Origin of the sequence: Agromyces binzhouensis (assembly GCF_042672355.1) — a bacterium.
GTDB classification, from domain to species: Bacteria; Actinomycetota; Actinomycetes; order Actinomycetales; family Microbacteriaceae; genus Agromyces; species Agromyces binzhouensis.
Genome location: NZ_JBHXVJ010000004.1, coordinates 360,051 through 381,758, shown reverse-complemented (window position 1 = coordinate 381,758; position 21,708 = coordinate 360,051). Strand labels below are relative to the sequence as shown.

Annotated in this window: 18 protein-coding genes; 8 read left to right on the top strand and 10 right to left on the bottom strand. The window is 71.8% G+C overall.

The window, feature by feature from the left end; all coding sequences use genetic code 11:
• Positions 1-40: 40 nt before the first annotated feature.
• Together ACFVHK_RS09540 and ACFVHK_RS09535 are read right to left on the bottom strand one after the other, a co-directional pair.
• Positions 41-2,158, bottom strand: a complete 2,118-nt coding sequence (locus ACFVHK_RS09540) for an alpha/beta hydrolase (protein ID WP_376928608.1) — start codon at positions 2,156-2,158, stop codon at positions 41-43.
• The gene (locus ACFVHK_RS09535) at positions 2,158-2,757 is read right to left on the bottom strand and encodes a TetR/AcrR family transcriptional regulator (protein ID WP_129235175.1); all 600 of its coding nucleotides are present in this window, start codon (positions 2,755-2,757) and stop codon (positions 2,158-2,160) included. The genes ACFVHK_RS09540 and ACFVHK_RS09535 overlap by 1 nt, the downstream gene beginning before the upstream one ends.
• 501 nt (positions 2,758-3,258) lie before the next feature.
• On the opposite strand from ACFVHK_RS09535, the gene ACFVHK_RS09530 reads away from it, so the two are divergent.
• The gene (locus ACFVHK_RS09530; protein WP_376928607.1) at positions 3,259-6,102 is read left to right on the top strand and encodes a hypothetical protein; all 2,844 of its coding nucleotides are present in this window, start codon (positions 3,259-3,261) and stop codon (positions 6,100-6,102) included.
• 75 nt (positions 6,103-6,177) lie between these two features.
• The gene (locus tag ACFVHK_RS09525; protein WP_376928606.1) at positions 6,178-8,259 is read left to right on the top strand and encodes a M28 family metallopeptidase; all 2,082 of its coding nucleotides are present in this window, start codon (positions 6,178-6,180) and stop codon (positions 8,257-8,259) included.
• A gap of 134 nt (positions 8,260-8,393) precedes the next feature.
• Here the strand turns inward: ACFVHK_RS09525 and ACFVHK_RS09520 are convergent, their stop codons facing one another.
• Entirely contained in the window at positions 8,394-9,473 is a 1,080-nt protein-coding gene (locus ACFVHK_RS09520) for a winged helix DNA-binding domain-containing protein (protein WP_376928605.1), read from the bottom strand.
• Between the two features lie 19 nt (positions 9,474-9,492).
• Positions 9,493-9,969: a dehydrogenase gene (locus ACFVHK_RS09515; RefSeq protein ID WP_376928604.1), complete on the bottom strand. Its 477-nt coding sequence runs from the start codon at positions 9,967-9,969 to the stop codon at positions 9,493-9,495.
• 224 nt (positions 9,970-10,193) lie between these two features.
• Between ACFVHK_RS09515 and ACFVHK_RS09510 the strand changes: the two genes are divergently transcribed.
• Positions 10,194-11,027 carry an alpha/beta fold hydrolase gene (locus ACFVHK_RS09510; protein ID WP_376928603.1) on the top strand — a complete coding sequence of 278 codons (834 nt, stop codon included), beginning with the start codon at positions 10,194-10,196 and terminating at the stop codon, positions 11,025-11,027.
• A 70-nt stretch (positions 11,028-11,097) separates the two neighbouring features.
• Here the strand turns inward: ACFVHK_RS09510 and ACFVHK_RS09505 are convergent, their stop codons facing one another.
• Positions 11,098-11,415: an ArsR/SmtB family transcription factor gene (locus ACFVHK_RS09505; RefSeq protein ID WP_129233485.1), complete on the bottom strand. Its 318-nt coding sequence runs from the start codon at positions 11,413-11,415 to the stop codon at positions 11,098-11,100.
• On the bottom strand, positions 11,412-11,915 hold the full coding sequence (locus tag ACFVHK_RS09500) for an SRPBCC domain-containing protein (protein ID WP_376928602.1): 504 nt from the start codon (positions 11,913-11,915) through the stop codon (positions 11,412-11,414). Before ACFVHK_RS09500 ends, ACFVHK_RS09505 begins: the two co-directional genes overlap by 4 nt.
• Before the next feature lie 129 nt (positions 11,916-12,044).
• Here ACFVHK_RS09500 and ACFVHK_RS09495 point away from each other — a divergent pair, with 129 nt between their 5' ends.
• The 3 genes from ACFVHK_RS09495 (at position 12,045) to ACFVHK_RS09485 (ending at position 14,330) form a co-directional block, all read left to right on the top strand.
• A complete protein-coding gene (locus tag ACFVHK_RS09495; RefSeq protein WP_376928601.1) occupies positions 12,045-12,413 on the top strand; it encodes a hypothetical protein in 369 nt (122 codons plus the stop codon).
• 100 nt (positions 12,414-12,513) lie between these two features.
• Positions 12,514-13,185 carry a hypothetical protein gene (locus tag ACFVHK_RS09490; protein ID WP_129233488.1) on the top strand — a complete coding sequence of 224 codons (672 nt, stop codon included), beginning with the start codon at positions 12,514-12,516 and terminating at the stop codon, positions 13,183-13,185.
• A gap of 203 nt (positions 13,186-13,388) precedes the next feature.
• The gene (locus ACFVHK_RS09485; protein WP_376928600.1) at positions 13,389-14,330 is read left to right on the top strand and encodes a hypothetical protein; all 942 of its coding nucleotides are present in this window, start codon (positions 13,389-13,391) and stop codon (positions 14,328-14,330) included.
• Positions 14,331-14,363: 33 nt separating this feature from the next.
• On the opposite strand, the gene ACFVHK_RS09480 is transcribed toward ACFVHK_RS09485, so the two are convergent.
• Complete coding sequence (locus ACFVHK_RS09480) at positions 14,364-16,973, bottom strand: MMPL family transporter (protein WP_376928599.1); 2,610 nt, start codon at positions 16,971-16,973, stop codon at positions 14,364-14,366.
• Positions 16,974-17,110: 137 nt separating this feature from the next.
• Between ACFVHK_RS09480 and ACFVHK_RS09475 the strand changes: the two genes are divergently transcribed.
• Together ACFVHK_RS09475 and ectB are read left to right on the top strand one after the other, a co-directional pair.
• Positions 17,111-17,683 carry a TetR/AcrR family transcriptional regulator gene (locus ACFVHK_RS09475; protein ID WP_376928598.1) on the top strand — a complete coding sequence of 191 codons (573 nt, stop codon included), beginning with the start codon at positions 17,111-17,113 and terminating at the stop codon, positions 17,681-17,683.
• Positions 17,684-17,771: 88 nt separating this feature from the next.
• Complete coding sequence (ectB, locus tag ACFVHK_RS09470; RefSeq protein ID WP_129233490.1) at positions 17,772-19,046, top strand: diaminobutyrate--2-oxoglutarate transaminase; 1,275 nt, start codon at positions 17,772-17,774, stop codon at positions 19,044-19,046.
• A 63-nt stretch (positions 19,047-19,109) separates the two neighbouring features.
• Here the strand turns inward: ectB and ACFVHK_RS09465 are convergent, their stop codons facing one another.
• The 3 genes from ACFVHK_RS09465 to ACFVHK_RS09455 form a co-directional block, all read right to left on the bottom strand.
• On the bottom strand, positions 19,110-19,907 hold the full coding sequence (locus ACFVHK_RS09465; RefSeq protein ID WP_376928597.1) for an MBL fold metallo-hydrolase: 798 nt from the start codon (positions 19,905-19,907) through the stop codon (positions 19,110-19,112).
• A gap of 11 nt (positions 19,908-19,918) precedes the next feature.
• Positions 19,919-20,764 carry an alpha/beta hydrolase gene (locus ACFVHK_RS09460; protein WP_376928596.1) on the bottom strand — a complete coding sequence of 282 codons (846 nt, stop codon included), beginning with the start codon at positions 20,762-20,764 and terminating at the stop codon, positions 19,919-19,921.
• A 66-nt stretch (positions 20,765-20,830) separates the two neighbouring features.
• Complete coding sequence (locus ACFVHK_RS09455) at positions 20,831-21,655, bottom strand: alpha/beta fold hydrolase (RefSeq protein WP_376928595.1); 825 nt, start codon at positions 21,653-21,655, stop codon at positions 20,831-20,833.
• Positions 21,656-21,708 lie beyond the last annotated feature (53 nt).

The following is a 21,708-nucleotide window of genomic DNA, read 5'->3' as shown; positions in this document are numbered from 1 at the left end:
GTGCGCACGGGCGGTGCGCACCGCGGCCCGCCTCGGTGGCTCAGAGCAACCGCCCGATCATCGCCGCCGCGCGCGCCGCGCCATCCGTCTCGACATCGCGGTAGTCGACGGTCCGGCCGATCTCCTCGGCCATCGCCGCGGCGAGCGCCTCGGGCGTCAGGTCGTCGTACTCCATGAAGCGGCCGGCCCGGTAGCGGTCGAGGCGCGCGCGCACGTGGAAGCGCTGCTCGAAGTGCTCCTGCAGCGGCACGTAGATGAACGGCACCTTCGCGGCGGTGAGCTCCATCGTCGTCGTGAGGCCGCCCTGCACGATGGCGAGGTCGCACGCCGTGAGGTGCTCGTGCAGGTTCGGCACGTACGCCCGGTACTCGACGCCGGGCACCTGCGGGAGGCTCGCCGGGTCGATGCGCGGCCCGGTCACGACGATCATGCGCAGGCCCGGGATGGCGCGGTGCGCCGCCTCCGCGCCGGCCACGATGCGCCGCAGCAGCGAGGCGCCGACGCCCGACCCGCCGACCGCGGCGATGACGACGCGCTCGTCGTCGCGGTAGCCGAGCCGTTCCCGCAGTTCGGCCTTCTCGCCGAGCGCCGCCGGGTCGAACCCGGTGATGTACCCGGAGAAGTCGAAGTGCTCCTCCGTCCAATCGCGGATCCTCGGCAGGCCGGGGCCGAACGCGTCGGGCACGATGTCGTCGGCCGTGCCGACGAACACCGCGGCGTCGCGGATGCGGCCGAAGCGCTCGACGTGCTCGATCATCTCGAGGTTGTAGTCGGCGGCCACCGCCGCCTCGCGCGGCCCGCGCGCGGGCATGGGCAGGTAGCCGACGAAGTCGGTCATCCAGGCGAGCGCCCCGCGCTTGAGGTTCGGGTTCTCGAACAGGTAGTGGTCGACCTCCCACGACTCGTCGGCGATGACGAGGTCGTACTCCCCTGCGGCGACGACCTCCTCGAACACCATGAAGTTGTGCAGGAGGATCTCGTCCATGTTCCGGAGCGACTGGAACACCGCCAGGTCGTGGTCGCCGCTCTCGTGCTCGATGTGCGAGGACTCGCTGGCGAGGGCGGCGGATGCCGGGTGCAGGCGCTCGTTCGCGACCGCGAGCACCCGCGTCACCGGGTCCTGGGCCAGCCAGTCGATCCGCACGTCCGGATGCAGCGCCCGCAGCTCCTGCGCGATCGCGAGGTCGCGGCGGGCGTGGCCGAGTCCGATCGGCGAGGAGAGGTAGAGCACCGACTGCGCGCGGCCGGGACCCACCCACCAGGTGCCGTCGAGCCGGGTCGTGCCGAAGATGCGGTCGGCGAATGCGCGGATCGCGTGGTTCACGCGGACCGGGTAGCGCACCTGCGGCGCGTGCCCGGAGCCCTCGATGGCGAGGAGCTCGGCGCCGCGGATGATCTCCTGCATGATCCGGGAGGACGCGAAGGACGTGATGTGGTCCTCGGTGCCGTGGATGAGCAGGGCGGGGATCTCGAGCGCCTCGAGGCGGCGCCGGAGCTCCTCGACCGTGAGCTCGTCGTAGTCGTCGGTGATCGACCAGGCGAGCACGTCGGGCCGCTGGTCGAGCCCCCATTCGACGAGGTCGTCCCAGGCCTTCGTCGAGTGCGGGTCGGAGGCGACCTCCGACATGAAGAACTCGACGAAGTCGGGCCAGTCGCGCTGCCAGTAGTCGAAGTCGAACTTGCCCCAGCCCTCGGGCTCGGGGTTCGCCACGGGGTCGTACGGCACATCGGGGGTCCGCTCCGACAGCGGCACGACCCACGGGTGGTGGCCCGAGATCGAGACGATCCCGAGGACCCGCTGCGGGTGCATCGCCACGAGGTTGATCGCGATCTCGCCGCCCATCGAGTAGCCGACGACCACCGCGGCATCCGTCCCGGTGGCATCGAGGACGGCGATCGCGTCGGCCACCCGGTGGCCGAACGTGTAGCGAGCGGGGTCGAGCGGGCGGGACGAGTTGCCGGCGCCGACCGCGTCGTAGACGACCACGCGGAAGTGCCGTGCGAGGTAGGGGACCTGCATCTTCCAGACGCGCTCGTGCACGAGCTCCCACGTGGGCAGCAGCAGGATCGTCGGCCCGTCGTCGCCGTAGACCTCGTAGTGGATCGACGCACCGGCGCGCTCGATGTCGCCCTCGAGCGTGGGCGTGGCGACCTCCATCACGCCACCTGGCGAGCCATGGCGCGCTCGCCGGCCTCGATGAGGGTGCCGATCGCGCGCAGGGCGGGGCGCAGCGGGAGGTCCTCCTCGTGGCCGGAGAGGATCAGGAGCTCGGCCCCGACGAACGCCGCCGAGGTCAGCGCGACGACCTCCTCGATGCTGAGGGGCCCGAACGAGAAGCCCTGATCGGCGTGCCGGCGGGCGGCGGTGGTGAGCACCTCGGACCAGCCGTGGATGATGTCGTGCACGCGCTCGCCGATGAGGTCGTTGGACAGGCCGGCGGCCATCATCTCGAGCAGCACGCGCACGTACCCGGAGGCGAGGTCGTCGTCGAGGTAGTCGCACGCGGTCGCCCACTGCTGCGACAGCGGCTCGTCCTCGGCGTACATGGCCCCCTGACGCTCGAGCAGCTGCGCGTTCTCGGCGTCGAGCATGCTCAGCACGAGCAGTTCCTTGGAACCGAAGTGGTAGTGGATCTGCGACAGCGGCACGCCCGCGAGGTCGGCGACCTTGCGCGTCGAGAGCGCCGCGTATCCCTGGTCGACGACCAGTCGGCGGGTCGCGTCCAGGATGCTGGCGACGGTCGTGTTGGTCGGCATCTCGCCTTCCCCCTCGTTTCGTTCGGTCGATCGACCGATTTCATGATCGACGCTACTCCGAAAGTCGGGGGCGCGTCAAGAGCCCGATCGGTCGCCAGCACTTCCTGCTCGGCTGATCCGCCGCGTCCGCCTCCCCGATCCGGGACCCCCGCACCCGATCTCCGGGCATGCACTGATGACGAACCCATCGGATCGGACGAGGTTGGGCACGACCGCGATCGCTCCCGACGTCCGAAACGGCGACCCGAAGGCGACCGCCCCACCGAACTGCCGACGAAACCGTGGAACACCGGCGATGACCCAGTCACACGATCGCACGTCGAGCTCATCCGAGGGTGAACTCCCGGGCGGCGGCGTGTACCCGGGCGTCCGCGTCCCATCCATGTCGGTGGTGCCCGGGCCGGCACACGAATCGCAGCCACGTTCGGACCATCGTCCGATCGGGCCGGTTCCGCGCTGACCCCAGACGATGAAGGACCCTCGCACGAGAGGACAGGGAAGATGGCCGATTCAGTCGTTCGCAACGAGTATGGCGAGGTGGTGTTCGTCCAGCGACCGGCGACGCCCGAGACACAGGCCCTCGCACCACACGCCACGGCGCAGCAGGTTGCCGACCACTACCTGCGCGCGATGCCAGAGGAGATCGGCCTCGCCGACGCCCGCGTCGCGGGCATCCGAGACGCCGGCCTCGCAGCCGACACCTCCGCCCCGATGCTCGAGTTCGCCGCAGAACGCGAGATCGCGGGCAATCCGGTCGTCGTGTACCGGCAGACCGCCATGGGGCTGGAGGTGTTCGGCGCCACCGTCGGCTTCCAGATCGACGGGCGCACGATGGAGCTCGAGTCCACACAGTCCTCGGCTCACGGCTCCGTCGAGATCGAGAACCCCGAGGCCCTCGAGCCGACCCACGATGCCCGCAGGGTGACCAAGCCCGCGCTCAAGAAGCACCTCGGGTTCGAGCTGCCGGGGATGGCCGACGCGCGCATCGAACGCCAGGTCGTCTACCGGTACGAGCCCGACGATCGAGAGGAGCACCAGGAGGGTGCCTGCATCGGCGGACCGGGCGTCGAGATCCCGGAACTGAGGCCCACCACGATCGACGGACTCGCCAAGGGACAGCACTACATCGTCGATGAGATCCTGTTCCGCGCCTCCCTCGAGTCGGACCAGGCGCCGGTGAACTGGCGCGCACTCGTCGAGCCCGAGAGCGGCGACGTCCTCTACCTGCGACCCCTCGTCGCCGCAGCGACCGGGCTCGTGTTCGACCAGGATCCGCAGACGCAGAACGGCGTTGCGATCACCGCGGCGGCCACGAATGCGCAGCTGAACCCCTTCCGCACCTCGCAGACGATGGCCGGGATCGCCTCGAGCACGCCGCAGCCATTGACCGGGAACTACGTCCGCGTGGCCGACACCCAGGCTCCGGTCGCGGCACCCCCCACGATCACGACGCCGACGGGCCAGTTCGGCTACGACGTCCGAACCGACGAGTTCGCCGCGACGTGCGCGTACCACAACTGCGATCGCCTGTTCCGGACGATGCAGGACTTCGGGTTCAATGTCGCCGCGTACTTCGGCGGCACGAGCTTCCCCGTTCCCGTCGACCATCGTGCCCTCGGCGATGCGATCAACGCTCAGGCACCCGGCAACGCCACCGGAACCGGGCTCCTCGAGCTCCGGTTCGGTCGGATGATGCCGGGCCAACCGGTCGGCATCGCGACCTCCAACCGGGTCGCGTGGCACGAGTTCGGCCACGGTCTGCTGTGGGACCACGTGTCGAGCCCCAACTTCGGCTTCGCGCACTCAGCCGGAGACGGCCTGGCCTCGATCCTGAACGACCCCGACTCGCAGGCCGCTGATCGCTTCGACACCTTCCCCTGGGTCCACGCCGGGCTACCCGGACTCGACCGCCGCCACGACCGCAGCATCGCCGCCGGGTGGGCCTGGTTCGGACCGAACTGGAACGCGCAGTACGGCGGCGAGCAGGTGCTCTCGACCACGCTGTTCCGCCTCTACCGCTCCATCGGCGGCGACGCGGCGAGCTTCGGCACGCGGCAGCGTGCGGCCGAGACGGCGGCGTTCCTGATCTTCAAGGCCATCGGTCAGATGACCGCGATGACGCAGTTCCCGGAGGTGTTCGTCGGCCAGCTGCAGACAGCGGACCGAACCACCCCGACCTTCAAGGGGATCGCCGGCGGCGCGCTGCACAAGGTCGTCCGCTGGGCGTTCGAGAAGCAGGGGCTCTTCCAGCCGGGAGCGGCACCCGGACAGCCGAACACGGTCAGCACCGAGGGGCTGCCGCCCGATGTCGACGTCTACATCGACGACGGGCGCGCGGGCGAGTACCAGTACCAGGCCAACCACTGGTCCTGCCAGGACATGTGGGTTCGGCGGTCGCCGGACGGCGGCACCACCCACGAGCAGCCCATCGTGGGCGTCACGAACTACATGTACGTACGCGTCAAGAACCGCGGCACGCAGACGGCGGACGGGGTCCGGGTGGATGCGTACCATGCGCTCCCCGGATCGGGCCTCACGTTCCCGGGGGACTGGACGCCGATGACGACCCCCACACTGACCGGGCCATCGATCGCAACCGGCGGCAGCGCCATCGTCGGCCCGTTCACGTTCGTGCCGACCCAGGTCGGCCACGAGTGCCTGCTCGCGATCGCCCACGCGACGGGCGATCCGGGCAACGACACGACGATCACCGGACCGATCCCGGAGCACCGGCTCGTGCCGTTCGACAACAACATCGGACAGCGGAACGTCAGCCCGGTGTACCCGAGCCTGCGCGGCATCCTGAAGCAGCTGCGCGAGCACGTGATCTGGATCCGCAATCCGTTCCGCCGTGTCGTGACGGTCCGGCTCGAGATCGAGCTGCCTCGGTTCCTGCGAGAGCTCGGCTGGGACCTCGACGTCCGGTCGGACGGCGGCGCGAAGTTCGAACTCGGACCGCGCGAGCGGCGCGAGGTCGTGCTGGCCGTCGAGCCCGGCGAGCGACTCGTGCCCGGACACGTCAAGCGGGCGATCGCGAAGGGCGACGACGAGATCGTGGTGCGAACCTACGTCGACGACGACCTCGTCGGGGGCATGACGTACCGGCTCTCGTTCGAGGCCGACCGCGATGGGCGCCCCCACCGCAAGCCGTACGACTCCGACGACGAGTCGGCCGGCGACGGAGCCGACGTGGCTTCCGCGGTCCGCGCCGTCGATGCGGCGACCGCGGCACGGCCCACCATCGAGGAGATCCTGGACCTCCTGCGCGAGGACGGGCGGACCGTCGGGAACCGTCGGATCCGGACCGTGCGGATGGAGTTCGACCTCGAGCAGGACGAGGACTGAGCACCCGCGGGCGGCGGGGCCGGGCCCGCCGCCCGCTCTCCATGCGACCACGCGACCGACCCCAGGAGGAGCACCATGCATCCCATCACCAGTGCCGTCATCGTGCTGGACCAGGCCAGCGGCACGGTACGCGAACACGACGGCCGCGCGGTCGGGCTCGACCTGACCACGACCGCCCGCGACGCCGTCGCCGCGGGTCGCGCCATCGGCGTCGACGTCATCCTCGCGGTGCCCGGAAGGCACGGAGCGGACCTCATCGACGAGCTGCCCCGTTCGCTGATCGGGGCGCGGGTCGTACCCGTCGGAGCGCTGCGACTCGGCGGCGAATGGCATTCGCCCGCGCCGGCGCCCGCCGAGCACGTCGCGACGACCGCGCTGGTCAGCGCCGACCGCAGCCTGCGCGCCGAGGCCCGTGCGGCGGGGCTCGTGCCCGCGGCCCATCCCGCGCTCCTGCCGATGCTCGCCCGCGGCGCCGATCCTCGGCCCGCACGCGTCGCCGGCCCGCGCGGCACACTCGAGCGGCTCGCTGCCGGCGGTGACGTCGTGCCCATGCAGTTCCAGCCTGCGCCCGAGGGAGCCGACTGGGCGATCTTCGGCCTGTTCTCCGAGGAGCGACTCGTCGAGGCCGCGACGCTCGGATTGGCGGTTCATCCGCTCTCGTACGATCCGGCGACGCAGGACCTCGTCTGGATCCGCCCCGACGGGAGCGATGAGGGCGCCCGCGCGGCGCTCTCCGGGTTCGACACGACACGGGTGCTGTACGTCGAGCCCGGCCAGCTGCTCGTGGCGCTCGACGCCGGCGAGGACGTGGACTCCCTCGGGGTGCACGGCAGGCACGGGCACACGGAGTTCCTCCCACCCGACCCCGGGCTGCTGACGCCGCCTGCCGACGTCGAGCCCGTCGTCGACTTCGACCTCGACCGGATCCCCTCGGCGATCTTCGAGCCGGTGCCCGTCGACCCGGTCCGGCAGCGACTGACCCAATGGATGCGTCCGAAGTGCTCGACCGTGACGGCGCACTACTCGTCGGACCTCGACCGCTACACGGGGGTGGCGTCGCTCGATGCGGCGGGACCGATCGCGTCGCGCCACGTCGCACATCCCGACAACGCGCGCGCCGAGGCCGCCCTGCTCGCCGACCTGCGGGCGATGGGCTACTGCCCGTTCCGCCACGACTACGTCCACGGCGGCGCGACGCGGTCGAACATCATCGCCGACCTCCCAGGAACCGGTCACCTCCGCATCCGGCCCGAGGTCGAGCGGCGCATCCGCGGTCTGCTGTGCGAACCCATGGGCCGCGCCGACCTGCGATCCGGCGATGCGGCGTCGCTGCTGCGCGACGGTCTTCCCGGCGACGACCCGGTGCGTCTGTCGGATGAGCAACTGCGCTCCGAGCTCGAGCGGATCCTGGGGCTGCGCCCCTGGTATCCATGGTGGGAACTGCGTTGTCCGAATCCGGGGTGGGGCGCCCGACTCGTGATCGTCGGCGCACACCTCGATTCCACCGCAGGGTTCCAACCCGGGTTCGACCCGACGACCGATCCCGCGCCCGGCCGCGACGACAACGGCTCGGGCCTTGCGGCCGTGCTCTCACTGGCGCGGTACTTCGCCGGCTTCGCCGGGCTCCTGACGCACACCGTGCGCTTCTGCTTCTTCAACTCGGAGGAGTCGGGCCTCGTCGGCTCGAAGGCCTACGCGGGGCTGCTGAAGTCCATGGGCGCGCCGGTCGAGGCGGTGATCTGCACGGACATGATGGGCTACAACTCCGACGCGAACCGGATATTCGAGATCCACGCCGGATACACCGATCCCGCGGTGCGGGACCTCGGGCTGCCCACCGCGCAGGTCGTGGCGGATGCTGCGGCGAGCTACGGGGCCCTGGCGCCGGCACAGGTCTATCGCGGCACCGGGCACGGCGGTTCCCCTGACCGGGACGTCTCGGACGGCGCGATCAATCGCTCCGACCACGCAGCGTTCCAGCAGCAGGGTTGGGGCGCAGTACTGGTGAGCGAGGACTTCTTCGCCAACCTGCCGACCGAACCGGGCGCCGACCCGAATCCGAACTACCATCGCGGCACCGACCAGGTCACGGACACGTCGTACTCGCGCGACATCGTGTGCGCGATCGCTCGGGCGGTGATCCGGCTGGCTGCGTGAGCGGGTCGCGACGGACCAGCAGGGAACTTGGTCGACGCGACCGTGCTGCCGAGCAGGCCATGCGCTCCCACATCGCCGGCGCCTGGGAGCGCCGGCGTCCGCCGAGCCCGCGGCGCTGACCCGGGGCGCGGCAGCTACCCGACGAACTCCAGCCGCGGCGCGAGCCCGAGGTACCCGCCGTACCGCTCGGCCGCGTCCCGGATCGCCCGGAGCTCCCCCGCCCGCAGCTCCCGGTACGGCGTGAGCTCGAACCTGACCGCATCGGCCGCCATCCGGCGCCGCATGCCGGCGAGCATCTGCCCGTCGACGAGCGCCATGCCGATCGCCGCGCCGAGCGCGCGGGAGACGAGCCCGCCGGCGTCGATCACCCACCGCGAGTCCTGGTAGCCGCGGTACATCTCGTCGAGCACCTGCAGCAGGTGGGCCCGAGCGCCGCGGTTCGAGCGGTCGACGGATGGCGTCGACTCGCCGGCCGCGTGCCAGAACGTCCGCCCGTCGTGCTCGAACGAGTCGAGCCGATCGTCCGCGCCCGCGATACCGCGCCTCGCGTCGGTCAGGGTGAGCGTCGCCCAGTAGGCCAGGTCGCGCTCGGTCGCGGGACCGTGCGACGAGAGGTATCGAGCGGCGAGCTCGGCGAGCGCCTCGTCGCGATCGCGGGGTGGGCCGGCGGGCACCCGGTCGTCGAGGAGCGCGTACATGTGCTCCCCCGAGCGCGGCGCGCCCCCGCAGACGATGCCGTGCAGCTCGAGGTGCGCGAGGAGGAGCATGAGCTCGAAGCCGCTCAGCGGCTGGTCGCGCTCCGCGAGCCCCGCGGCGACCTCGTTCCGGGTGCGGTCGGGCGTCGCCGCGAGCATCGACGCGACCGCATCGGTGAGCCGGGTCATCCGCTCGGCAAGGGGTTGCAGCTGCCGGTCGGCGACAGGGAGCACGCGAGGCGCGGTGACCTCGAGCAGCCAGCGGAGGTCGTCGGCGTGCACGTAGTGCCAGGTGGGGCGGAGCACGTGCGTGCGGATCACGCGCCCGTCGGCGAGCGCGCCGGCGAGGTCCTCGCGATCGGGCGAGTGCGTGCGCGTCGCGACGGCCCATGCCGACTGCGACGGGTTCTCCGCCTGCACGCCGAGCAGCGTCCGAACGACCGTCTCCGCGTCCGCGACCGAGGACGCGAGCAGCTGCGACCGCAGTCGCCAACGGGCGAGGAGGCGGTCCGACGTCATGGGCGGTCGACTCGCGCGGTCACCCGCGCGCGTCCTCCAGGTGCGGCGCGCCCCTGCCCAGCACCTTCACCACGAGGTTGTGGCGGCGCAGGGTGCGGATGGTGCGGGCGACCTCCTCGGGCGACCGGCCGAGTGCGAGCTCGTTGACGACGACCAGCACGTCGCCGGCCTGCAGCGTGGCGAACAGGCGACCGAGGCGCTGCTCCCACGTCTCGGGCATGTCGGGCGTCGGGTAGCGGAAGTCGAGGATCTGGACGCCGAACCGCGTGAGCGCGACGCGCTGCTCGAGGATCGGCGGCATGTCGTCGCGCGGCACCACGAGGCCGACGAGCCGGGAGCCCTCGGGACGCGCCTTCCACCAGTCGTGGTTCTGCTGCAGCTCGACGAAGCACTCGGGGCATCCGATCGCGTGGTGCCCGGGCGTGTGCATGCCGCCGGAGGCATCCGTCGTCGCATCCACCTGCTGCTCGCCCATCTCGATCACCCTCGTCGTCATCGTCAACGTTCGGTTCCATTCTCGCCGACGCACGCTCCATCGGCGTACGCCGACCCCGGATCGCCGCGCCGAACGCCGGACCGAGCCGCTTCGGACCCCGCACGTCCACCACGACTACGTGCCGTGCGTGGTTCGGCGTGCCTCCGCCTCGCAGGAGTGTGGGTCCCGACGGCCGCGCCCATCCGGGCTGAGAACGCCGTCCCGGAGTGTGAGGAAGGTCCATCATGCACGCCACGAACCAGAAGTCCCGTCGTGGCCCGATCCGCGTCGCGATCGCCGTCGCGGCCGTCGCCGCCGCGACGGTGATCTCGGTCGCGATCCCGGCCGCGGCCGATGTCGCGCGCGCACCGTCCGAACCGAAGCCGACCATCGTGCTCGTCCACGGGGCGTTCGCCGACTCGTCGGGTTGGAACGACGTGACCGAGCGGCTGCAGAAGCGCGGATACACGGTGCTCGCCGCGTCCAACCCGCTGCGCGGGCTGATGGCGGATGCCGCGTACGTCCGCTCGATCCTCGAGAGCATCGAGGGCCCGATCGTGCTCGTCGGCCACTCGTACGGCGGCGCGGTCATCACGAACGCGGCGACCGGCCTCGAGCACGTCGAGGCGCTCGTCTACGTCGCGGCCTACGCGCTCGACGAGGGCGAGCGGCTGGTCGACGCCAACGCGCTGGGCGGCGGGCACACCGACCTCGCCGACCACATCGTGATCCGGCCGTACCCCGGCGCGCCCGAGGGCGACGCGGACGGCTACATCGACCCGGCGTACTTCCACGAGCTGTTCGCCGCCGACCTGCCCAGGAAGCAGACCGCGGTGATGGCCGCCTCGCAGCGCCCTGCGGCGCTGCAGGCGCTGTTCACCCCGTCGGGCGAGCCCGCGTGGGAGAGCATTCCGAGCTGGTACGTCGTCGCCTCGCAGGACCACACCATCCCTCCGGAGGCGGAGCGGGTCATGGCCGAGCGCGCCGGCGCGACGACGATCGAGCTCGACAGCTCGCACGTCGCGATGATGAGCCATCCGGGCGCGGTCGCCGACGTCATCCTCGACGCAGCGGGATGACCCGGCCGGCCGGCTGATGCCGAGCCTCGGCATCGGTCGGGCCGCCGGCGAGCGCCTGGTCCAGCGGGTCCTACAGTCCCTCGGCGATCTCCTTGATCGCGGCCAGGCGGCGGTCCCACTCGGCGCCGATGGCCTCGAGCCGGCGAGCGGTCTCGCCGAGCTGCGACCCGAGCACGCGGTAGCGCACCTCGCGGCCGACGCGGATCGGTTCGACGAGGCCGACCTCCTGGAGCACCGCGAGGTGCTTCGCGATCGCCTGCCGGGTGACGGGCAGGCGCCCGGCGAGGGCGGACGCGGATGCGTCGCCCTCGCCGAGTGCCGCCAGGATGCTCCACCGGGTCTCGTCTCCGAGCGCGGCGAACACCGGGACCAGCGTCCCCGTGGTCATGCGGCGCCCTCGAGCAGCGCGACGAGCTTGTCGAGCTCGCCGACCCAGCCCTTGGCGTGCTCGGCCATGTTCTTCGCGGGGTCGGAGGTGCGGTCGAACCCGGTCTCGACGACCGTGAGCTCGGTGCCGCCGCTCGCCGTACCCTCCGCGCCTCCTCCATCCGGCACGGGCTGGAGCGTGAAGGTGAACACCGTCGAGGTGGCCTCCTCGACCCGGTCGGGCAGGTGCCCGAGCGCGTCGTCGTTGCCCCAGCGGTACGTGACCGAGCGCGGGGCGTCGATCGCCTCGACCCGGATCGGCACGGCACCGTAGCCCTCGAAGGTCATCGTGCCCTCGGCGCCGACGCCGGCGCCATCGAGCACCGTCCGCCCGAACCAGCGCGAGATGTGCTCGGGCTCGGTGACGGCGGCCCAGACCTTCTCGACGGGAGCGGCGATGCGGATGGTGCGTCGCACGGAGTACGTGCCCTCGTCGACGATGGAGGGCGGGTTGTCGGTCATGCTCACCATGATGGTTCCTCTCGATTCGAACTGCAACTCTAGAGTTGCACAGCGTGGGCCCAGACGCAACCGCTCGGTTGCATTTCATCGCTGGATGCCGCGAGCGCCCGATCGGCGTATGGTCGCGCCATGAGCGCAGAACCGCAGCCCGCAGGGTGGTTCGCCCGGATCCCGTTGTGGCTCCGCATCGCAGCACCCGTGATCGTCGTCGCGGTGGTCGCGATCATCGTCGCGGTCGCCATCGCCGCACCCCCGACGCCTGCCACCGCGGAATCCGCGTGCCGCGCTGCGGCGACCGATCGCCTCGAGGGCCGCGGACACACTGCGGTCGAGCTCGCCGACTCGCTCGAGGTCGCGGAGGCGGATGGCGCGCAGCGCGTCTCCGGCACCGTCACGTTCGTCGATGACTCCGGGGCCACCCACCACGCCCTCGTGCGGTGCGTGGTCCGCACCGAGGGCGACGCGATGAGGGTGACGAGCGTGCGGTTCTTCGACTGATCCGAACCCCGGCGCGCCTCCATCCCATCCGGATGCGGCCCCGCTCCGAATCCCCTGCACGGGCGCGGACCCGACGCCCGACGCTACGAGGGAGTACGACATGAAGAACGCACCACGCATCATCGTCGCCACGGCGGCGACCATCGCCCTGGCACTCGGCGGCGCGACCGCCGCGTACGCCGGCCACGACGCCAACCCGTCGGAGAAGGTCGCGAGCTACAGCTACAGCCTGGACGCCGTGCAGCCCGCCGACGTGCCCGAGAGCCGTGCGAGCGGCACGACCCGGGTCAAGGCGCTGCCCAACGGCAAGCTGCAGGTCACGGTGGAGGCGTGGGGGCTCTCCCCGAACCTCCCCCACGCCATGCACCTCCACGGGGTTCCCGGCGACGCGACCGACATGGCCTGCCCCGGACCCGCGGCCGCCGGTCCCGACGGCGTCGTCACCGTCCTCGACGGCGCGCCGTTCTACGGCGGCATCCTGACCTCGCTCACCTCGACGGGCGACGTCTCGCCCGCGAGCGCCCTGGCGCTCGACCGGTTCGCGATGGCGGACGCGAACGGCTACCTGTACTACCAGCGCACGTTCACCGACGTTCCGGGCTACACCGACGCGGGCACCGTCCAGGTGGTCGTGCACGGCATCGACTTCGACCGCAACGGGTCGTACGCCTTCAACCCGGCCGACCCGTTCTCGAGCCGCTCGTCCTCGCTCGGCGCGGGCATCCCGCTCGAGGCGACGGTGCCGGTGCTCTGCGGCGGGGTCGCGAACTGATCGATCCGGCATGAGGGCCACGGATGCCGCGGGGAGGGGGATCCCCGCGGCATCCGTCTGCGCACGGCGCCCCGCCCGGCCGTGATCCCGTGCACGCCGCGGACCGCAAGGCCTACCCGCCTCGCCGCATCCTTGCCAGACTGCACCCGAGCCCACCGGGCCGAGCCCGTCGGGCGGAGCCCCACCAGGCAGGGAGGCCGCCGATGCCGCGTCGCGTCACCAACCGGAACTTCACGCGGGCGGAGTCCGCGCATCACTTCGCGGCGCAGGCGAGGCGGACGCCGGTGAACCGCTTCCACCACGAGCGCGAGCCGTTCGTGGCGTCGTCGGCGGTCCGGCCGGACCCCGACGTGCTGCATTCGTACGCCGTCGTCGACGTGACCCGGCGCGCGACGGTGTCGCTCGCGCCGTCGGACGAGTACCAGGCCGACGCGCTCATCGACGAGGCCCACTACGTGCTCGCCGTCGTCGGACCCGGCGAATCGGTGACGGTCGCGAATGCGGACCTCACCCGCGGCACGCACCTGTACGTGCTCGGGCGCACCGGCGTCGAGAGCGGGCTCCCGCGCGCCCGCGAACTCCAGGACGCCCGCCGGATCGACGCCGCGACGTCGTACCCGTACCGCGCGCGGTCCTACGACGACGCCTCGCGACGATCGGTCGCCGCGGGCCTCGTGCGACGCGCCGGCGACGTCGACCTGACGACGGCGTTCGGCACCAGGCGCGACACGGATCGCGACGCCCACCTCGTCGGCACGGCCCTCGGCTGGGGCAGCCTCCCCGCCGAGCACGGCCTGTACTTCGAGGCGACGGCGACGAGCAGCGGATGCGACATCTGGACGTTCGAGCCGCCACCCGTCGATCCCGACAGCGGCTCCTACTCGATCCTGAAGTTCGACGACGGGGGCCACCTCGATCCCGTCCGCTCGGGCTTCGCCGGCCGGGACCTCATCAGGAACGGCGACGGCAGCATCAGCATCCGGTTCGGCGACGCCTCGTGCGCCGCCAGCCCGAACGTGATCCCGGCCGCCCCGGGCGAGCGCTTCCGGTACGCGATGCGGATCCGGCGACCCCGGAGGCTCGACCAGGCGCTCGCGTACGTCGCCGCGCTGCGCGCGCAGCGGCTGGAGACCGTGATCACCTGACGGTCGACCGGAGCGCCCGGGATCCGTCGGCGACTATCCGACCGTCTGCCGTTCGTCCTCCGCCGATTCCGCGGACCCGTCAGCAGCGGCGTCCGCCCCGGCACGCGCGGCCGCCGACGACCCGTGCACCGGGTGGCTGCGCTCGAGCGCGGCCCCCTCGACGTCGACGTTCGGCAGGATCCGGTCGAGCCACTTCGGCAGCCACCATGCGGAGTTCCCGAGCAGGTGCATGACCGCGGGGATCAGGAGCATCCGCACGATGAACGCGTCGAAGAGCACGCCGATCGCGAGGCCGAAGCCGAGCGGCCGGACCATCGTGAGGTGCGAGAAGACGAACCCGCCGAACACCGCGGTCATGATGATCGCCGCCGCCGCGACGACGACTCGGCCGTTGCGGAGGCCGGCGACGACCGCGGTGCGGGCGGGAACGCCGTGCACGTACGCCTCGCGCATGCCCGAGACGAGGAACAGCTGGTAGTCCATCGCGAGGCCGAACAGCACCCCCATGATGATGATCGGCGCGAAGTTCAGCACGGGGCCCGGGTCGTGCACGCCGAACACGGAGCCGAGCCATCCCCACTGGAAGATCGCGACGATGGCCCCGAACGCGGCGAAGAGCGAGAGCACGAACCCGGCGGTCGCGACGAGCGGCACGAGGATCGAGCGGAACACCAGGATCAGGATGAGGAGCGAGAGGCCGACCACGAGGGCGAGGTAGACCGGCAGCACGCCGGCGAGCTTCTCGGAGATGTCGATGTTGCCGCTCGCCTGGCCAGCGACGCCGAGGTCGATGTCGCCGTCGACGCCCGCGATGCCGCCAGCGGCGGCGGCCGACAGCGGCGACAGGTCGCGGAGGTCGTGAACGAGCTGCTCGGTCGACTCACTCGACGGGCCGTCGACCGGCACGACCTGGAATGCGAGGAAGTCGCGGTCGTCGGAGACGCCGACCGGCACGACCGCGACGACGTCCTCCTGCTCGAGGAGCAGTTCGGCGAGGTCCGCCTGCGTCGTCGGCACGTCGTCCTCGGCGATCCCCTCCGGCAGCGCCGCGGTCACGAGGAGCGGACCGTTCTGGCCGGCGCCGAACGCGTCGGCGACGGCCGTGTACGCCCGGTACTGCGTCGAGTCCGTGGCCTCGGATGAGCCGTCGGGCAGGCCGAGGCGCATCGACAGCGCGGGGATCGCGACGACGAGCAGCACGATGATCGCGAGGGCCGCGCGGAGCAGCGCGCGCCCCGTCTTCATGGGCTTCAGGTCCGGCCGCGCGTGCGCCTCGTGGCCGATCTGCGCGCGGGCGCGGCGGTTGACGATCCGGATGCCGATGAGCCCGAGCACGGCGGGCGTGAAGCTGACCGCGAGCAGCACGGCGATGAGCACGCACGCCGCGCCGACGGTGCCCATGACGCCGAGGAAGGGGATGCCGGTGATGTTCAGTGCCAGCAGCGCCACGAGCACGGTCGAGCCGGCGAACACGACCGCGTTGCCCGACGTGCCGTTGGCGAGCGCGATCGACTCGCGGATCTCCATGCCGGCGAGCACCTGGCTGCGATGGCGGTTCATGATGAACAGCGCGTAGTCGATGCCGACCGCGAGCCCGAGCATGACGCCGAGCACCGGGGTGACCGAGGTCATGTCGACGAGACCGGAGAAGGCGAGCGAGCCGGCGACGCCGACCCCCACTCCGATGATCGACGAGACGATCGGCAGCACCGCGGGCAGCAGCGCACGGAACATGACGATCAGCACGAGGAGCGCGAGCGCGACGCCCGCGATCTCACCGGGGCCGAGCAGCCCGTCGATGCTCGAGGCGATCTCGGACGAGTAGTCGACCTGCACCCCGTCGATGCCTGCGGCGTCGAGGGCCTCGGCGACGGCCGCCTTGGTCTCGGCGGGGAGGGTGAAGAGGTCGTCCTCGAACATCACGACGCCGGTCGCGGTCGCGCCGTCGGTCGAGACGGTGCGGACCTCGGATGCCGCGTCGACGAGCCGCTGCCCGTCCTCGAGCTGCATGCGCTGGTCGGGCAGCTCGGCGGCCCCGGCCTCGAGTTCGGCGCGCTGCGCGTCGAGCTCGGCGCGGTTCCGGTCGAGCTCGGCCTGCTGTGCGCTGAACTGCGCCTCCGCGAACGCGTAGGTGCCGTCCGCCTGCGCCTGCGCGATCGCCGCGTCGAGCTGGGCCTGTCCGGCGTCGAGCTGCGCCTCGGCGGCGTCGAGCTGCGCCGTGCCGTCGGCGATCTGCCGCTCGGCGGCGTCGAGCTGGGCGACGCCGTCGGCGAGCTGCTGCTCCTGGTCGGCGCGGTCGGCTGCCGCCTCGAACGGGTCGACGACGTCGTCGACGCGGTCGATGGCGGCGAGGTCGTCGAGCAGCTCGCCGACCTGCTGCTCCTGCGCGTCCGTGAAGGCGGAGCCGTCGTCCGTCTGGAACACCACGGTGCCGGCCGCACCGCCCAGGCCGTCGAGCTCGTCCGTGAGCTGGGCGTTCACCCGGTCGGTCTCGGTGCCGGGAATGCTCATGCTCGTGGTCAACGTGCCACCGAACGCGAGGAATGCGCCGGCGGCGAGCACGAGCGCCACGATCCACCCGGTGATCACGGTCCACGATCGCCGTGAGGAGAACCTGCCGAGGCGGTACAGGAGTTCAGCCATGCCGGGCTGCCTTTCGGGTCGCGTGAATGGATCGGCGCGCCGTCGAGCCGCATCGAGAATAACCGACGGATGTCGGAAATCCGACATTCGTCGGTGAACTCGCATGCTCCGTGGATGACGGCTGGCAGAATCCCCCTATGGACGTCCGGGTCGAACGCACGCGCCGCGCACTCCAGGACGCGCTGTTCGCGCTCGCGCGCGAGCATCCGCTCGAGGAGGTCACCGTCGCCGACATCGTGGCGCGGGCGGGCGTGAACCGAAGCAGCTTCTACCAGCACTACTCCGACAAGGAGACGCTGCTCGCGGACGCGCTCGACGCGGCCGCCGAGCTCGTGGGAGCCGACCTGCCCGAGATCGCCGAGCCGCTCACCGGCCCGCCGCAGGCGCTCTTCGACTACCTCGCACACCTCGACCAGAATGCCGAGGTGTACCGCCGCGTGCTCGGGCCGCACGGCTCCGCGATCGTCATGGCGCGCCTTCGCGGCCGACTCGAGTCGATCGTGCGGGAGGGCATCGCGAAGACCAGCACCCCGGCATTCGAGGGCCTCCCCCGCGACGTCGTCGGCGCCGGCATCGCGGGCTCGGCGCTCGGCGTCATCGAGGCCTGGCTCGCGCGCGAGCCGCGTCCGTCCGTGGAGACCGCGGCGGACTGGCTCTGGCGCATGCTGCTCGGCCCCGGCGACTCGTGGCAGGCGCCCACCTCCGGCTGAATCGCGCCGGATGCAGCGTGCACGGGACTCCCGGGCTGAGGACGTAGTCTCATCTCACCGTCCCTTCCTCGAGAGGAGTCGCCCTGCCATGAGCAGCGCCACCGCCCTGGATGTCTTCGACCGTCGCGAGTCCGAGGTGCGCGGCTACGTCCGCGCCTTCCCGACCGTGTTCGACCGGGCGTCGGGCTCGACGCTCGTCGACGCCGACGGCCGCGAGTACCTCGACTTCTTCGCCGGTGCCGGCGTGCTGAACTACGGGCACAACAACCCCGCCTTCACGAGCGCGCTCATCGAGTACCTCGAGCACGGCGGCATCATCCACGGCCTCGACATGGCCACCTCGGCCAAGAAGGCGTTCATCGAGGCGTTCGAGCGACTCGTGCTCGCGCCGCGCGGACTCGACCACAAGCTCCAGTTCACCGGCCCGACCGGGGCCAACGCCGTCGAGGCGGCGCTGAAGGTCGCCCGCCAGGCGACCGGCCGGTCGAACGTCGTGGCGTTCACGAACGCCTTCCACGGCCTGAGCCTCGGCGGCCTCGCCACGACGGGCAACAGCCACTACCGCGCCGCGGCGGGCGTCGGCCTCGACGACGTGTCGCGGCTGCCGTTCGACGGCTACCTCGGCCCCGACGTCGACACGCTCGACCTCTTCGGGCGCATGCTCGACGACCCGGGCTCGGGCCTCGACCTGCCCGCCGCGGTCATCGTGGAGGCCGTGCAGGGCGAGGGCGGCATCAACGTCGCGAGCCCCGAGTGGCTCCGACGCCTTCGCGCGATCACCGAGGCCCGCGGCATCCTGCTCATCCTCGACGAGATCCAGGCCGGCGTCGGCCGCACCGGCGCGTTCTTCGCGTTCGAGGAGTCGGGCATCGTGCCCGACATCGTGACGGTGTCGAAGTCGATCTCCGGCTCGGGGCTGCCGATGTCGCTGGTGCTGCTGCGCCCCGAGGTCGACGTCTGGAAGCCCGGCGCGCACACGGGCACCTTCCGCGGCAACAACCTCGCGTTCGTGTCGGCGCGCGTCGCACTCGAGACGTACTGGGCCGACTCTGCGTTCATGGACGGCGTCGCCGCCAAGTCCGCGCTGCTGCGGGAGGAGCTCGAGGCCATCGCCGCCGAGCACGTCGACCTCGGCTTCGTCGTGCGCGGCCGCGGCCTCTTCCAGGGCATCGCGTGCGATGCCGACCGCACGCTCGCGGGGCGCGTGTCGAAGGCCGCCTTCGAGCGCGGCCTCGTCATCGAGACCTCCGGCGCCCACGACGAGGTGCTGAAGTTCCTGCCCGCGCTCACGATCACCGAGGACGAACTGCGTCGCGGCCTCGCGATCGTGCGCGAGAGCCTCGCGGCGGTGCGCGCGGGCTGACCGCGAGGGCGCTCCTCGCCGCCCGCCGCGTCGGCCGGCCGACCGCGCGAGCGGGCCCCGGCGTCAGACCTCTACCGCGACGCCGTCGACCAGCCATCGAGCGCGATCGCGGATCTCCGGGCGGGCGCCGTCCACGGCGCGGCGCAGGCCCGCTTCGCCGTCGCGGAAGTGCGACCAGCCGTCGTAGTGCGCGAGTGCCGCGACGCGCGGTGCGGCGAGGGCGATGAGCTCCACCGCCTCCCGGCCGTCCATCGTGTACCTGAGCGGCCCCGTCAGCCCGAACCTGACTCCGCCGACGTTGACGATCGCCACGTCGATGTCCAGCGACCCGACCGCGCGCCGCAGTCCGGCGTACAGCACGGTGTCGCCGCTCGCCCACAGCGCCACCCGGGACTCCCCGGCGCGGCGCACGGCGAAGCCGACGACCTCGCCGACGATCGGGCGGCTGAGCGGCGGACCATGGCGGCACGGCGTCGCCGTGATCTCGAGGTCGGGCAGCCCGGCCCGGGGCGCAGCGAGGGTGACGTGCTCCCCCGCGCGCAGGCCGTCCACCGGCCCGACGATCGATTCCGCCCCGAGTCGCCGGCCTCCGCTCCGGGTCGTGACGACCCGGCCCGCCGACCGGAGGAACGTGCGTCCGCGGTCGTCGAGGTTGTCGGCATGGTGGTCGTGGCTCACGAGCACGAGGTCGACCGGGCCCACCTCGTCCGGGCCGAGTGCCGGACCGATCGTCTTCCGCGACGACGTCCCCCAGCCGAAGTCGTACCTCCGACCGGGGGCGTCGAACGTCGGATCGACGAGGACGCGCCAGCCGTCGAGTTCGACGAGCACGGTCGGCCCGCCGATCCTGGTCAGCCGCATGCCGGCTCCGATCAGGCCCGGCCCACGGCCACCGGCCGCGCGTGGGCGAGCGCCCAGTCGAGCGCGTGGTCGGCGACCTCCTCCCAGCCGGGTTCGGCGCAGATCCAGTGCGAGCGCCCGGGGAACTCGACGTACTCCGTGATCGCGGGCGACTTGGCGTAGTGCTTCGCGTTCGACCTGTTGACCGAGGGCGGCATGATGTGGTCCTTCTCGCCGCCGATGAACAGCAGCGGCGCACGGTCCTTCGCGTAGTCGACCCAGGTCTCCTGCATGCCGGGCTTGAAGTTCGCGATGAGGCCGTAGGCCCAGATCCACTCGCCGGGCGCCGCGATCGCGTACTTCTCCCACACGGCGTCGGAGTCCTCGCGCGAGAGCGTGTTCGCGAACGCGTAATGGAACTCCTCCGGGGTGAACGCGACCGCCTTGCGTCGGTTCGCGGGGTTCTTCAGCGCAGGGAACAGCGACTTCACCTGGGACAGCGGCGTCACGCGCACGCCCTCCGTGGGGGCGGAGTCCATCACGACGGCCGCCGCGCCGAGGCCCCGCGCGAGCAGGAGCTGGGTGAGCGTGCCGCCGAACGAGTGGCCCATGATGATCGGCGGCCGCGGCAGTGCCTCGATGACGCCGGCGAGGTGGTCGACGGTCTCGGGCACCGTGAGCTTCGCGATCACGTCGGGGTTCTCGCGCAACGCCTCGACCTCGATCTCGAAGCCGGGATATGCGGGCGTGAGCACGGTGAACCCCTTCTGCTCGAAGCGCTCCTTCCATCCTTCCCAGCTGCGCGGGGTCATCCAGAGGCCGTGCACGAGCACGATGGTGTCGGGTGCGGCGGCGTCGGGGGTGGTCTCATCGGTCATGATCGGTGTCCTTCCGGGAGTGGGGTGCGTCGGGTCGGGGCGGGGTCGGATGCCGCGGCATCCGTCTCAGGAATCGATGAACGCGAGCAGGTCGGCGTGCAGCCGGTCGCGTTCGGTGTCGGGCAGGCCGTGCGCGCCGTCCTCGTAGACGAGCAGCGTCGCACCGTCGACCATCTCGGCCGAGCGCTTGCCACCGACCTCGAACGGCACGATCTGGTCGTCGTCGCCGTGGATCACGAGGGTCGGCACGTCGACCTTCGCGAGGTCGTCGCGGAAGTCGGTCGCCGAGAACGCGGCGATGCACTCGTAGGCCGCGCGGTGGCCGCAGGCCATCGACTGCAGCCAGAACGCGTCGCGCGTGCCCTGCGAGACGTCGTTGTTGCGGTTGTTGCCGAAGAACGGCCCGTCGGCCAGGTCGCGGTAGAGCTGGGCCCGGTCGGATGCCTCGCCCGCGCGGATGCCGTCGAACACGTCGATCGGCAGGCCCTCCGGGTTGTCCTCCGTGCGCAGCATGAGCGGCGGCACCGCCGAGACGAGCACGAGCTTCGCGACGCGCGCGCTGCCGTGCCGGCCGAGGTAGTGCACGATCTCGCCGCCGCCCGTGGAGTGGCCGACCAGCGTGAGGTCGGTGAGGTCGAGGTGGTCGACGAGGCACGCGAGGTCGTCGGCGTAGGTGTCCATCTCGTTGCCGTTCCAGGTGCGGCTCGAGCGACCGTGCCCCCGCCGGTCGTGGGCGATGGCGCGGTGCCCGTGCTCGGCGAGGAAGCGGGCGGCGGCGGCCCAGGCGTCCGAGTTCAGCGGCCAGCCGTGACTCAGCAGCACCGGGGTGCCCTCGGCGCCCCAGTCGGTGTAGAAGATCTCGGCTCCGTCATCGGCGGTGACGTACGGCATGGTGGCCTCCCGGTGGCTTCGCGCCCATGGCAGTGAGGTGAGCGGATGCCTCG